Raw genomic sequence first — 12613 nt, 5'->3', positions numbered from 1 at the left:
TTTCTGTTTTCTTTTATCAATATTAGTGAATCATTTATCTAAACATCAGCTGCACATCGAAACCCCATATTTCCTGAGGAACTATCCGCCGTATTTTTATTTATCCACAATATCTAAATCCCCTCATTAAATTTTCTGTATAAATCCAAATAATCATCCCTAGGTCTAGCATACAACAAAAGAATATTCAAAACCTAGTGAAAGGTTAAAAACAACATAGACTGCAAAAATGTAACTCTGTACACATCTTAAGGTTGAACCGTTCATAAGATGTAGAGACGAAATTCATATACGTATGGAAATGACAGGGGTGGAAAATGTCTGTTTGGAGCAAAGTGAATGAGGAAATAAAACACTTGACTGAAATGCTCGAAGGTATTCAGCAGGAAGATGGCTCTTGGCACTATTGTTTTGAGAACGGTATTTTGACGGATGCTTATATGATCATCGTCCTTCGGACTTTAGAACTTCCTGAAGAGATTTTGATTAGACAATTACACGATCGGATTCATGGAGAGCAGCAATACAATGGTGCTTGGAAGGTCTATCCGGATGAAGCAGAAGGCAATTTGGATGCCACCGTGGATGCTTACTACGCCTTGTTGTATTCAGGCTATAGCCAACAAACCGACGAATCGATGATAAAAGCGGCACGCTTTATCAAGTCAAAGGGTGGGCTTAGCCAGGTGAATACCTTACTGACGAATGTATTTTTGGCAGCCACCGGACAATGCGCTTGGCCAGCCTCACTAAAAATACCCATAGAGTTTCTATTGCTGCCTTCCTCCTCTCCTATTCATTTTTTTGAATTCTCAGGTTATGCTCGTGTACACTTTGCCCCTATTTTGATCATGGCAAACCTCCGATTGGTACTGAAAAACAAGGCTACACCCGATCTATCACATTTGTTCGTTAAGGATAACAATAATTCTGACTCAAGTAGCTTTTCTAGTATAGAAGGCACAGACTCACCTCACGGTTCCAACAGGTTATTGGATGAAATTCAAAATGGGATCAAACAATTGACCAGTCTTCCCCTAAAACTCCGCGAGACTGCATTTAAGAATGCGGAAAATTATATGCTTGATCGCATCGAATCCGATGGTACGCTATATAGCTACTCAACGAGTACGCTTCTGATGATTCTGGCGCTATTGACACTTGGCTATGACAAGCGTCACCACGTTATTACAACCGCGCTGCATGGACTCTCAGCCATGCTGTGGCAATCAAGCGGAAAAACTCACCTCCAGAACTCCCCTTCCACCATCTGGGATACTGCATTACTTTCCGTTGCTTTGCAGCAATCTGGAACTACGGCAGATCAAACTTCCATACGAAAATCAATTCATTTTTTACTTGGTAGACAGCATAACAAACAAGGAGACTGGAGCAGCCGTATAGCCCGTCCCGTGCCCGGAGGATGGGGCTTTTCCGAGTCCAATACAATCAACCCAGATGTGGACGATACCACCGCTGCTTTGCGTGCAATTCGGGAAACAGCGAAGCGCGAGCCTTCTTACCAAGGTGCCTGGAACCGAGGATTGAACTGGGTGTTATCCATGCAGAATAATGATGGAGGATGGCCGGCATTTGAGAAAGGGGTCACTAACAAGTTGCTCACCCTATTTCCGATTGATGGAGCGACAGCAGCTGCAATTGATCCATCCACAGCCGACCTCACAGGAAGAACGTTAGAATTCCTTGGGACTACAGCTGGTCTTGACTTGAGTCATACTATCATACGCAAGGGAATAGATTGGTTGTTGGCCAAACAGGAGATAGATGGTTCTTGGTACGGCCGTTGGGGTGTTTGCTACATTTATGGCACATGGGCTGCATTAACTGGCCTAATGGCCGTTAAAGCTGACTCTGAACTCCCTGCTGTGAGAAAAGCGGTCCGTTGGCTGCTTAGCATCCAGAATGCTGACGGCGGCTGGGGCGAATCCTGCAGCAGCGACCGATTCAATCGATATGTACCGCTTGGTGTCAGTACTCCCTCCCAAACCGCCTGGGCTTTGGATGCCCTGACCGCTGTATGCACAGAACCTCTGCCCGCCATGGAGAAGGGTATTCAACAATTACTCGTTCAGCTTCATCTAAACGACTGGACAACTCGCTATCCGACAGGATTAGGATTGCCTGGCAGCTTTTATACGCATTATCATAGCTACCGATATATTTGGCCTCTTATTACATTGAATCAGTATAAAAAGAAATTCGAATAGAAAATCGCCCGCCGATCATCCAAAACTATTATAGTCGAGTAGGCGGGGTCTTTCCATCGTGGTTTGAGCCCCTTACCCCTCACAAATCCTTACGTACCCAATTAAGGCATACGGCTCTTCATGCTACCTTACAGAGTTGTTTTCTTAACAAATATTGGTGACACTTCTTATTCAGAGTAGGATAATATTGCTTACAGCAAAGAAAACATATGGCGATACGAAAAGCGCGGCAAGGGAAAAAAGGCGTTGGGAAAAACAAAACCGATACCTACTATTTTGATGTAGAGAAATGCATGCGATGTCCGTTCAAAGAAGGATGCTACAAGCATGGAGCGAAAAGCAAAACGTACTCGGTAAGCATAAAATCCAATGAGCACACGGAGCAAATGGCATTTCAGGAAAGTGAGTACTTCAAGGAGAAATCCAAAGAACGCTACAAGATCAAGGCGAAGAATAGCGAACTTAAGCATAGGCACGGGTATGACGTAGCCACTTCCACTGGTCTATTAGGTATGGAGCTGCAAGGGGAAATGGCGATAATCGCAATGAATCTAAAGCGAATCCTGAGACTGAATGACTAAAAACCATTACCCAACAGGGCTTTACAGAGGGATAAAGACGGCTGTTACTTCCACAATGTGGGAGCAACAGCGTCTTTATCTGTAGAGTATTAACTTGATTTAGGAGGACGCAAGTTTTTCAGTGGCCTCCAATTCCTGCGGGTTATTCAAGATGTGCCTTATACATAGTTTAAACCGGCTGCGTGAGGAAAAGGGATCGGAAATAAATCTTGTAGTACCTGCTTGAAGTGATTTGTTAACCCCATTTGCATTTCGTTGCTGCTTTGTGAAGAATCATCTGTATGATCAAAAATGAGTGATAGCAACTCCCTAGACGTAAATACGGCTTCTAAGTCTGCGATTCGCAAATTAAAATTCCCATCTCCTCTACGTTGAATACAAAGTGATTCGATAAGTTGCTCGTTTTTCTCACGTAAATAAGGCATTAACTGTTCAATCAATCGTTCAATATCCATAATGCGAATGGTAAAGCCATCCTCTAGATCCTTATTGGGATAATGGGAAAGTTGTTCTGCTAACAATTTTTCGTACCATGGAATATTGACGAGCAATTCATCCAGTTCATATCGCTTAACTGCATGTACTAACATAGCCGCAGCAGCAATTGGATCACCTGCCCATTCTACGAGTTGAGATGAAGCCTTTACATTAGTAAATGGTTTTTTAATCGCCATAATGGCATAGGCCGCTGCTTGTCCTTCCTTCTCCGCAATAAGCACTTTATTTTCTAGCTTTCTGTTGCTAGCCAATGCATGGTTATGAATTAAACTTGCTATATCCCATATACTTTGGTCAAATGCAATTTCTCTCTGATCCGCTAATCGTTTAAGTCTAAACCAATCCGTCATTGCTAGTTCGCGAAAGTTAAAACAATCATTAGCTTGCCGATTAGGATGCAGAGCATCTTCAGTTGACTCCCCTGTAATTGTCACTTGCTTAAACGTACCATAACGGAAACAATCTCTTTTAGCATATATAGAAAGACTTCCGGAAACTAGTAATAGTGAAGCTTCTGCAAGATTCCCATGTTCGATTATTTTATCCAAAATAAGCGAAGCGTAACCTTTTCCTCGATGTTCCAGCCTGTACATACCGCACCTATTGCATACACGTTTAATTTCGCGGCGCCAATACGCATTATCTCCGGCACAAGTCCAATGAAAGATACGATTTCCCCTTCTATAAACAGCCCATAGGACTGGTGTAGACTTGGCGAAAATACATGTGTAAAGGCAATTCCCATCGAGTCTTCTCCTACATTTCGAAACGTTTTATCTGCAAGTTGAATGGCTGCTTGCCACTCACCCGGTTGCAATAAACGAATTTCAGTCAAGGTTATGCCTCCTAACCTCTTCGAACATTATTTTTTATATTTAGCGTTTTTATCAGTAAGAATCGCATTCACTTTCTTTTGAATTTCCGGTGCTACTTCTGCCGCTGTTTTTTTACCATTATCAAGTGGATCCAGTTCGTTACGAACCGCATTAGAGATTTCTGAATAACTCGTAATTAAGTGATTGTAGGCTTCTGTGCCATATTTATAACCACCTTCAACCATATTCTTCATATCCTTGGGATCAATGCCAGGTGCGTATAAGTTGTAGTATTTTTCTACCGCTTCTTGATTTGAAGGTGGCGTACCCCCGCTTAATTCAATCGTTTTCTCTTGCACGTCTTTGTTCATTTGGTATTTAATCCATTCAAATGCTTCTTTTGGATGCTTCGAATCTTTCAGAATAACCAAAGGATCCACATAAAGCACATTTCGAGAGTTATCGCCGCTGACAGCTGGAATAGCAGCGACACCCACCTTAAAGTTATAATTTTTAATAGCGGTTAATTTCCATGCACCGCCAACATACATGCCTACTTTCCCAGTTGCAAAGGCATCTCCACCTTGACCGGCTACCGCTTTTGTAAATTCACTGGATGGTGACACTTTATCCTTATAAACCATATCGTTATACGTTTGAGCGGCCTTAATTACCTCTGGTGAATTAAAGTAAGAGGCTGTAGCATGACCACCGTTTTTCCAAGTATCGTCCGAGTATATCTTTGCTCCAAAATAGCTGAGCATCATATCTCTTTGCGATCCACCCCAATGCCAATCTAAACCATATTGGACTTGATCCAAATTATCGGATTGATTACTAAGCTTTTTTGCATATTCCATCATTTTATCAAAAGTCCATGATTTATCTTCATAACTAGATGGCGGATACGGCACCTTTGCCTTATCGAACAAATCTTTATTATAAAGCATTACCGTAACGTAACTGTAAACAGGAATACCATAATTTTTACCGTTCACTTTATACGTATCCATTGCTTTATCCGTTATTCCATAATCGGATGGCTTAAAATGATCAGCTTTGATCAGGTCCGTCATATCCAGAATTAAATCTTTATCCAGAAATTCTGGAAAGCCTGCATTGCCCCAGTGGGAAGTAACGTCCGGCGCTATTCCACCAGCAATCATCGATTGCAATTTAGCATCAAAATTATTACTAGGTGCCTTGACGATCTTAATTGAAATATTAGGATGCTTAGCTTCAAAATCTGGAATTAGTTTCTCGATATACACTTTTTCAGGAACATCAGGTACAAATTCAGAAATGGTTACTTTTTCTCCACCTTTGCCATTTCCCACTGCTGGACTACTACTCTTACTGCTTGTACAACCTGAAAGCACTAAAGCACCAACTACGAGCATCATGACACTTTTCCACGTGAACTTACTTTTATTCATTTCCGAACCCTCCCCTTCTTATAAAAACAAATTTATTTATTTTACTCCAGTCAGCACGATGCTTTCTACAAAGTATCTTTGTGCGACTGAAAATAAAACCAAGATTGGTATTACGGCTAAAATTGCTGCAACCATAACCAAATTCCAAGGGACAAGGCGCGTCACTGAGGCGTACATAGAAGTCATTCCAATAGCAAGCGTAAACTTATCTGATGAATTCAAGTATAAAACTTGCCCTAATATATCATTCCAGCTGTGTATGAAGGAAAATACAGCAACAGACGCAACAACAGGTCCCGACAACGGCAAAGCAATTTTCCACCACTGCCCCAATTCAGAGCATCCATCAATTTTAGCGGCATCAAAAATTTCATTCGACAGGGATGTGAAAAACTGTCTCATTAAAAAAATCATATAGGACGAACCTAAAAATGTTGGCAAAATAACCGGTAAAAATGTATCCACCCACCCTAATTCTTTGAACAAAAGAAACTGTGGAATCATAACTACGGGATATGGCAGCATCATCATACCCAGCAGGCAAACAAAGAGAAAACTTTCCCTTTCGCCTTAAACCTTGTAAATCCATAAGCCACAAGCGCGGATGAAATTACTGTACCGAATACACAAATAACGGCAATGAAGAGGCTGTTTTTATACCAGACTAGGTAGTCATATCCCTTAAATAATGCACTGAAATTCTCCCATGCAAAATGGCTTGGAATAATGCTCGGTGGAAACTTCAGAATATCGGCTTGCGTCTTAAAAGCTGATGAAAACATATTAATCGATGGCATAAGCATGATGGCAGAGAGTAATATCAATAAAATGAATACGAAAACGTCGAACCATTGCACACGCCTCTTAACGTTTGCTTTCGTCATTCGGCTGTGAGTAGAAAGGTTACTCATGCTCCATCACCGCCTTCATAATGTACGTACTTCTTGGAAACTTTCATAATGATGTATGTCAAGATCATGACAATGACTAGTAATAACCACGCCATTGCTGAGGCGTATCCCATATTATAAAATTCAAACCCTGTCTGCCATAAGTAGAAAACATAGAATTGTGTAGCATAGTGAGGACCGCCTTGCGTCATAACAAACGCTTGTGTAAAAACTTGAAAAGATTGAATGACACCCAGAATAAGTTGAAACAAAATGACGGGAGAAATGATTGGCAACGTGATATTCCATAATGATTGCCAGCGATTTACACCATCGATTTGCCCTGCTTCATACATAATTCGTGGGACGCCTTGCAAACCTGCAAGAAAGATAATCATTCCTGAGCCAGCTCCCCATAGCGTCATAATGATCATAGCCGTAAGCGCCCATTTTTCATCCTGCAGCCAGCTTGGACCATGAACACCTATTAAACCAAGCAGATAATTAAAAGTTCCACTTTTTGAATTAAAAACCCAAAGCCATACTAGAAGATAAAGTAACTCCAGAAATCATACTTGGAAAGTATAATAGAGTCCGAAACAAGCCACGAAATGGAATTTTCTGATTTACTAATAAAGCGAGGATCAATGCTAGAAGAAGCTGTAACGGCACACTAAAACGGTGAAGACAACAGTTGCTTTAACGCCCCTCCAAAACAATTCATCGTGGAACATTTTTGTGAAATTACTAAGACCAACCCATTTAGCTGGATGAATAATATCGTATTCCGTGAAACTGTAGTATAACGAAGCCATAACCGGATAACATGTAAATACAATAGCACCTAATAACCAAGGCATAATGAACAAATAGAAATTTCTAGCTTCTCTTTTTTCAGCATTAAGCTTCATGTTGATCCCCCCATTGAATAATTCAAGATTTCCCCCAGTAGAAAACAACTCTTCAGATTTTCATTGTTTAAACGATTCTCATGCTTATCATTTTCCACTCACCTCTGCCTTAAAATTATGTCTACTATACCAATTGCAATTCTCTAAAACCTCGCTTAAAATAAATAAAAAGTAACTAACACATATCTTATATCATCAAATCATTATATATACTTACATAGTATCACGCGATTTTAAAGGGAGGAATGCACCAAATGGAATTATTGATGGATAATATGATCAATAATTATATAAAAAACATTATTGACGTAAAAGTTGATGTCAGTAAACTTAACGTTAAATCTTTAATGATTTCAACAGTTGGATACTTGCACTACAGAACAATGCCGAGATATAATGCACACTTTTCAAAATGGGCTATTGTATTAATAACAAAAGGAAAAGGAACGTACCAAGTCAATAAGGGGATTAGACATATTGTCGAAGGAGGAAGTCTATTTTTCTTCTATCCGAATGCTACTTTTGATTATGGTCCTGACCCTAAGGGGTTTTGGGATGAATATTACTTTTCAATTGAGGGTGAACGTATCGCAGAATGGTTGAAGAATTGGCCTATTCAACCAGGAACAGTGAAGAAAATAAGAGAATGTGAAGCACAGCTAAATAAAATAGATCGCATATTCATGCTGATGAAAAGCGGTTCCCCGTCAAATGCAGACCGTGCTTCTCTGTTGTTGGAATCTATGCTATATGACATCATAATGGATGATGATACGTACTTAAAAAGCAATAAAAATCATCGTATGATCGCCATTGTCGAAGATATTTCCAATTCCCTCTACCTGCCCTTTAATGCTACAGCAACTGCGAAGAAACACCATGTCTCTCTACCGACACTGAGAAGAATCATCTACGATTATAGTGGCTATCCATTAAATGATTACATACATCGTCTAAAAGTAGCTGAAGCTAAAAAAATCCTTATTAATACAGAGTTACCCATTAAAAATATCTCAGAAGCGTTAGGTTACAAGGATGTTTATTACTTTTCCCGTCTTTTTAAAAAGCATGTTGGATCAGCACCCAACTTTTATCGTAAAAATATGTAGAAACACCCTCTAGGTTTACCAGAGAATCCCCCAATAAAGCATAGTTGACAACAGCCAGCCAAATGGCAAAAATAGACGTCTACACCTATATAGCTGGTGTAGACGTCTATTTTGTAATAGTACACATATGGGTCTGACCTTATAAATACACTCACTATCACTTACCGAGCGTGCGAGGCGCTTCCTCCATATTTGGAGCCAGATACAGCTACCTTACTTCATGGCGAATCCAATTCATTAACAATCAAAAGTACAGTTATCGACGAAATAAATACCTTTCTGCTATCTTTCTTGATAAGAAGCAGCAGCAGCCAACAAAGAACAATAGCTAGTAGTATCGCCGTTAGAAGAAGACTTGTATGGAATAACGAACCTCCCATAAACTTGTTCTGTACACTCTTGTCCATACTGAGCAGGAGCATCGGACCCGCTGCCAATTGCAGTACCGTAAACAACGCTGTCATCTTTTTTCCAAACAAGGCATACTCGGACCATTCTGGCTGATGATCTATTCGCTGTCTACTTTTCCCCCATCCATACGTGAACATTCCCATCATTGAAAAACTTGCCGCCATAAAATGCATATATCGCTACCAAATCGTCGGATACGCAAATAGTGAACGCCAGAAGCCGCGTGAGACATCTCACAACCTTGTTGATATCCGCTTTAACCGCTTGAACATCCCAATTGGCATCGCCTTTCTCCTTGTAACACATATAATCGTCTTATCAACAACCAAATACCATGCCATTATTTCTCTTCATACCCCAGAACTTTACCTGTAACAAGATCCATGGGGAGAGGTCCATAGAACTGACTGTCGATACTTCTCCACCAAGTATCACCCATGACAAAGAGATGATTGTCTGGTACTTTAAACTTATCCATATCCATATTAAAGTAATTCTTCATCGTTTTCTGGCATAAATCGTCACATACAGCTGTACCTGGCTGATTGATTGAATGGAAATACTCTTCTTCATCCAATCCCCAACTTAAGGCCTTTCCATAAAAGGTATTTAACTTTTTTCCATTCACTTGAACTTGACCTTTTTTTATTTGCACAACTTCACCAGGGAGAGCGATTACCCGTGAGATATTATGTTCAGACGGATTCAAGCGGGGATATTTTTTCTTATCAATTGCAGGTGTTTTATAATAAACCACTTCACCACGTTTAAATTCATTTTGAGTATAATAGTTCGGATCAACGACCAATTTTCCTTTTTTCTGCGAGTCGTACTCTTGGTTGCGACGAGACATTCCATCGTTATTGTTTTCAAAAAGAATGAAGTCTTGTTTTTTCTCAACTGTAGCTGGCGACTCCTGAGTAATATAATCTATAAGTTTTTGCTCCTCGCAACCGAAAATGAACAAAATGAAGAAAATACTAATTAGCATTGTATATCGCATGACTAGTCCCCCTTCAAATTCGTTATATGCTTCATTTTTGAGCTGCATCAAATTCGAAATCGCCACTTTCAAAAACATATTCTGCATCATTCAATTCAAATGTTCGAACAAGATGCTCAAACCATTGCGTATAATTTTTTGCTAATACTTCTCTCACTTCCGAATCGTGCCACATCGTTATGATTTGACCATTCTTGCCACCGTTGGCTGGTGCTAAATCAAGACAATGATGATCACCACAACCGTTATAAGTTAATGGTATCCATGCTGGTTGCCACCAAACATTCGCTACCCCTTCTTGGGATTTTACATCCCATTCTTTAAATGATTCTTTATCATAGAGTCCCTTCCAAACATTCCACTCTTCAAGAATGCGCGCTGTTGAAAGTAATTCCCAACCTGCAATAAGCCACTGAGAATCACCCGACTGTCCATTGTGAATACGCAAAGATTCCTTTAGATCGCTTGGAAGTTCATAGCCCACAGCAGTTTCTAATCCCGAAATTTCTAACTCGCTCGCACCTTGATTGAGATCCACTAAGACGTCAGGAGCATGAACCTTAAGCCAGTTCTCCATTCTATCCCACAATAATTTCATCATCCTTCTCCTTTCGCTTAGATCCTAATCATATGGTTAAAGTATAAGGCGTTTCCTCAGGTTCGCGACTTTTTTCCAACATCGTTTGTCATTCCTTATTCAATACAATCTTCTAGTATATTCTACTTTGAAAGGGATAATAAGTTCCGCGAACAACAAAGTCCCATTTACTCTGAAGAGCATCGGCTTTAATCCTCATCAACTCCCCTACGCAGGACGAGCGGCTATCCGTATTATCACTGGTTGCAAATCTTCGAAGGAGAAGGACAGTTTTCGTTTGCTGGGCAGCATTTCATTATGAAGCCGGGACAAGGAGTTCTTCTGCTGCCAGGCGTCCCTCATGAATACGCCGCCCTGACTCCCGCTTGGAAGACTTACTATATAACTTTTAGCGGATCCTTGGTCCAATCCATTCTCAGTGCCATCGGGTTGCATAACTCCAATTTATACCAGTTGGACAAGCCCGAATTATTTTATGAGCTGTTCCATGCATTCATGAAGAACGTGCATATCAAGCCCGAATTCCCAGCATCTGAATGAGCTGTTTCGAAACACCTTCGGAACAAGCCCTTATTCGTACTTCCTTCAACTGCGACTGCAGAAGTCCAAGGAGCTTCTCGCCCGGAAAGGCGAGTTGACCATCAAGGTGATCTCGGGCATGGTTGGCTTTACCGATCCGAGCCATTTCGTAGCGACGTTCCGCCGGCTGGAAGGGTTAACTCCTGAGCAATTCAAGAGCATGTACCGAACTGCCGGCCGAAACGATGACGAAAAACCCTGAAGAGTTGAACGCTCTTCAAGGCTATCCATGCAACAACAGACAGAATGTTTACCGCTGGATGGTATCGCTCCAGGAATGCTCAGCTTTCCAGTTCAGCACGTGGAACGCCCGCTCCGTGCTTACAATCGCTTCGCGCCCTGTGAAATGTTTTCTCCGGTCCTTAACATTCGGATAAAACCGATCAAGCAGTTCCTCCGTATTCCGGTCGCTGAGCGTATCGACGCTTGTAATATTAAGGTCTGCCGATCCAACCGTGAGCGTACCGAGAGAAGCGATACACGCCCTTACCGCATCCCGGATATCGATATAACTCCACAGAATCCGCTTGTGCCGTTCCGGATTACGAATGTCCGGCTCAAGTGCATGATACTGTTGGGGGGTCACAATCATAGAGAAGCGTAGCGACATCACCTGCATCCCCGTACGACGATGAAACATACTGGCTGTTTGCTCATTAATAATCTTGGATAAACCATAGCATTCCTGCGGCAGCTGAGGATGCTCCTCATCCACAGGCACATAGTGTGGATCGAAAGGTTTCGGCGCCCAGCAGAAGCCGTATGACGATTCGCTTGAGCCGAGCGTAACCTTCCCGATCCCGAGCACCGAAGCAGCCTCCAGCACGTTGTACGTCGATAGCACGTTATTGGAAAAAATGTACGAATGCGTGTGATCGAGTGGAGCCGGAATAGCGGCCAAATGGATCACCGCATCCGCTCCGGCCAGCCCTGCAACGACCTGACCGAAATCATTTAGATTCACGCGGATTTGCTTGCATTGGAACTGAACGGATTTGTGCTCATCCAGCGCGACAACCTGATAACCCTCTTTAAGCAAATGCTTGACAACCTCGTTTCCAAGCTTGCCGCTAGCTCCTGTTACAGCTACAGTTTTCATTTAACATCATGCTCCTTCATTAGCAAGTGAGTTCACGGACGGACGATAGTTCCGTCGGCTTTGCGATCCAGGGGATAAGGACGGTGATACTTCTCTTGTTCCAATCTTAGCCTATTTCTAAAATATGGTCGTTAGTCGGCGCTTCGATTTCCATTAGGTCTGGTCCTTACAAGTCTTGATAGGGCTCTGCCTTTTACCTGTCTGTGAGGTTCTGACAAAGAAAAAAAGCGCTGAGTCAGCGCTTTTTGCAAAAAATGTTTCTATATATGTTGAACTAATGGTTCTCGTTGCAATGGAAAGGATTTATTCCAAAGCAAGGATTGTGAAGAAAATGATAAAAATTACTGCAATTGTACATCTTTTTTTCTCCGCATCGATTCGCGTGATTACATTCATGCGAATCTACATGTTTTCTCCGCTCCCGTTTGAGTTGGGTCCATAATCCGTGCGAATTC

Annotated in this window: 15 protein-coding genes and 2 pseudogenes; 5 read left to right on the top strand and 12 right to left on the bottom strand. The window is 41.5% G+C overall.

Going from position 1 to position 12613, the window contains the following annotated elements:
* The first annotated feature begins 317 nt into the window (after positions 1-317).
* Both shc and FU659_RS28850 read left to right on the top strand, forming a co-directional pair.
* Positions 318-2228 (top strand): squalene--hopene cyclase, encoded by a 1911-nt coding sequence (gene shc / locus FU659_RS28855; RefSeq protein WP_147950734.1) that lies wholly within the window; start codon positions 318-320, stop codon positions 2226-2228.
* A 206-nt stretch (positions 2229-2434) separates the two neighbouring features.
* A pseudogene (locus tag FU659_RS28850) lies at positions 2435-2809 on the top strand (transposase); the annotation flags it as partial.
* 158 nt (positions 2810-2967) lie between these two features.
* On the opposite strand, the gene FU659_RS28845 reads toward FU659_RS28850, so the two are convergent.
* The 7 genes from FU659_RS28845 to FU659_RS38440 form a co-directional block, all read right to left on the bottom strand.
* On the bottom strand, positions 2968-3855 hold the full coding sequence (locus FU659_RS28845) for a hypothetical protein (protein WP_147950733.1): 888 nt from the start codon (positions 3853-3855) through the stop codon (positions 2968-2970).
* Positions 3843-4142 carry a GNAT family N-acetyltransferase gene (locus FU659_RS28840; protein ID WP_187274462.1) on the bottom strand — a complete coding sequence of 100 codons (300 nt, stop codon included), beginning with the start codon at positions 4140-4142 and terminating at the stop codon, positions 3843-3845. The genes FU659_RS28845 and FU659_RS28840 overlap by 13 nt, the downstream gene beginning before the upstream one ends.
* A 27-nt stretch (positions 4143-4169) precedes the next feature.
* On the bottom strand, positions 4170-5558 hold the full coding sequence (locus FU659_RS28835; RefSeq protein WP_147950731.1) for an ABC transporter substrate-binding protein: 1389 nt from the start codon (positions 5556-5558) through the stop codon (positions 4170-4172).
* A 36-nt stretch (positions 5559-5594) separates the two neighbouring features.
* The gene (locus tag FU659_RS37785; RefSeq protein ID WP_261808116.1) at positions 5595-6089 is read right to left on the bottom strand and encodes a carbohydrate ABC transporter permease; all 495 of its coding nucleotides are present in this window, start codon (positions 6087-6089) and stop codon (positions 5595-5597) included.
* The gene (locus FU659_RS37780) at positions 6086-6469 is read right to left on the bottom strand and encodes an ABC transporter permease family protein (protein ID WP_261808115.1); all 384 of its coding nucleotides are present in this window, start codon (positions 6467-6469) and stop codon (positions 6086-6088) included. The genes FU659_RS37785 and FU659_RS37780 overlap by 4 nt, the downstream gene beginning before the upstream one ends.
* A complete protein-coding gene (locus FU659_RS38445) occupies positions 6466-7014 on the bottom strand; it encodes a carbohydrate ABC transporter permease (protein ID WP_315971377.1) in 549 nt (182 codons plus the stop codon). Before FU659_RS38445 ends, FU659_RS37780 begins: the two co-directional genes overlap by 4 nt.
* 84 nt (positions 7015-7098) lie before the next feature.
* Entirely contained in the window at positions 7099-7359 is a 261-nt protein-coding gene (locus FU659_RS38440) for a carbohydrate ABC transporter permease (RefSeq protein ID WP_315971376.1), read from the bottom strand.
* Between the two features lie 254 nt (positions 7360-7613).
* Here FU659_RS38440 and FU659_RS28820 point away from each other — a divergent pair, with 254 nt between their 5' ends.
* On the top strand, positions 7614-8468 hold the full coding sequence (locus FU659_RS28820) for an AraC family transcriptional regulator (RefSeq protein ID WP_187274461.1): 855 nt from the start codon (positions 7614-7616) through the stop codon (positions 8466-8468).
* A 218-nt stretch (positions 8469-8686) separates the two neighbouring features.
* Here FU659_RS28820 and FU659_RS28815 read toward each other — a convergent pair whose 3' ends face one another.
* Genes FU659_RS28815 through FU659_RS28805 form a run of 4 tightly spaced genes read right to left on the bottom strand, consistent with a single transcriptional unit; the run spans position 8687 to position 10483 of the window.
* Positions 8687-9025: a hypothetical protein gene (locus tag FU659_RS28815; RefSeq protein ID WP_147950729.1), complete on the bottom strand. Its 339-nt coding sequence runs from the start codon at positions 9023-9025 to the stop codon at positions 8687-8689.
* Positions 8988-9185, bottom strand: a complete 198-nt coding sequence (locus FU659_RS36550) for a hypothetical protein (protein ID WP_222708660.1) — start codon at positions 9183-9185, stop codon at positions 8988-8990. Before FU659_RS36550 ends, FU659_RS28815 begins: the two co-directional genes overlap by 38 nt.
* A 34-nt stretch (positions 9186-9219) precedes the next feature.
* Positions 9220-9972, bottom strand: a complete 753-nt coding sequence (gene lepB / locus FU659_RS28810; protein WP_147950728.1) for a signal peptidase I — start codon at positions 9970-9972, stop codon at positions 9220-9222.
* Entirely contained in the window at positions 9914-10483 is a 570-nt protein-coding gene (locus tag FU659_RS28805) for an SMI1/KNR4 family protein (RefSeq protein WP_147950727.1), read from the bottom strand. The genes lepB and FU659_RS28805 overlap by 59 nt, the downstream gene beginning before the upstream one ends.
* A gap of 234 nt (positions 10484-10717) precedes the next feature.
* On the opposite strand from FU659_RS28805, the pseudogene FU659_RS28800 reads away from it, so the two are divergent.
* Both FU659_RS28800 and FU659_RS28795 read left to right on the top strand, forming a co-directional pair.
* Positions 10718-11020, top strand: a pseudogene (locus FU659_RS28800) (AraC family ligand binding domain-containing protein); the annotation flags it as partial.
* Positions 10989-11261, top strand: coding sequence for a helix-turn-helix domain-containing protein (locus FU659_RS28795; protein ID WP_147950746.1), 273 nt, complete (start codon positions 10989-10991; stop codon positions 11259-11261). The pseudogene FU659_RS28800 and the gene FU659_RS28795, both read left to right, overlap by 32 nt.
* A gap of 48 nt (positions 11262-11309) precedes the next feature.
* Here the strand turns inward: FU659_RS28795 and FU659_RS28790 are convergent, their stop codons facing one another.
* On the bottom strand, positions 11310-12158 hold the full coding sequence (locus tag FU659_RS28790) for an NAD-dependent epimerase/dehydratase family protein (RefSeq protein WP_147950725.1): 849 nt from the start codon (positions 12156-12158) through the stop codon (positions 11310-11312).
* Between the last annotated feature and the right edge of the window lie 455 nt (positions 12159-12613).

Origin of the sequence: Paenibacillus sp. N3.4, assembly GCF_008017805.1 — a bacterium.
In the GTDB taxonomy this organism is placed as follows: Bacteria; Bacillota; Bacilli; order Paenibacillales; family NBRC-103111; genus Paenibacillus_E.
The sequence above is the reverse complement of the archived record's forward strand: the minus strand, read 5'-3'. Positions and strand labels throughout refer to the sequence as shown.

What these genes read in the sequence shown, in the direction of transcription:
- FU659_RS28820 (WP_187274461.1), top strand. Translation starts at nt 7,614, where the DNA reads ATGGAATTATTGATGGATAATATGATCAATAATTATATAAAAAACATT.
- FU659_RS28835 (WP_147950731.1), bottom strand. Translation starts at nt 5,558, where the DNA reads ATGAATAAAAGTAAGTTCACGTGGAAAAGTGTCATGATGCTCGTAGTT.
- shc (WP_147950734.1), top strand. Translation starts at nt 318, where the DNA reads ATGTCTGTTTGGAGCAAAGTGAATGAGGAAATAAAACACTTGACTGAA.
- FU659_RS28790 (WP_147950725.1), bottom strand. Translation starts at nt 12,158, where the DNA reads ATGAAAACTGTAGCTGTAACAGGAGCTAGCGGCAAGCTTGGAAACGAG.
- FU659_RS28815 (WP_147950729.1), bottom strand. Translation starts at nt 9,025, where the DNA reads ATGATGGGAATGTTCACGTATGGATGGGGGAAAAGTAGACAGCGAATA.
- lepB (WP_147950728.1), bottom strand. Translation starts at nt 9,972, where the DNA reads ATGATGCAGAATATGTTTTTGAAAGTGGCGATTTCGAATTTGATGCAG.
- FU659_RS38440 (WP_315971376.1), bottom strand. Translation starts at nt 7,359, where the DNA reads ATGAAGCTTAATGCTGAAAAAAGAGAAGCTAGAAATTTCTATTTGTTC.
- FU659_RS37785 (WP_261808116.1), bottom strand. Translation starts at nt 6,089, where the DNA reads ATGATGATGCTGCCATATCCCGTAGTTATGATTCCACAGTTTCTTTTG.
- FU659_RS28805 (WP_147950727.1), bottom strand. Translation starts at nt 10,483, where the DNA reads ATGATGAAATTATTGTGGGATAGAATGGAGAACTGGCTTAAGGTTCAT.
- FU659_RS37780 (WP_261808115.1), bottom strand. Translation starts at nt 6,469, where the DNA reads ATGAGTAACCTTTCTACTCACAGCCGAATGACGAAAGCAAACGTTAAG.
- FU659_RS36550 (WP_222708660.1), bottom strand. Translation starts at nt 9,185, where the DNA reads ATGTGTTACAAGGAGAAAGGCGATGCCAATTGGGATGTTCAAGCGGTT.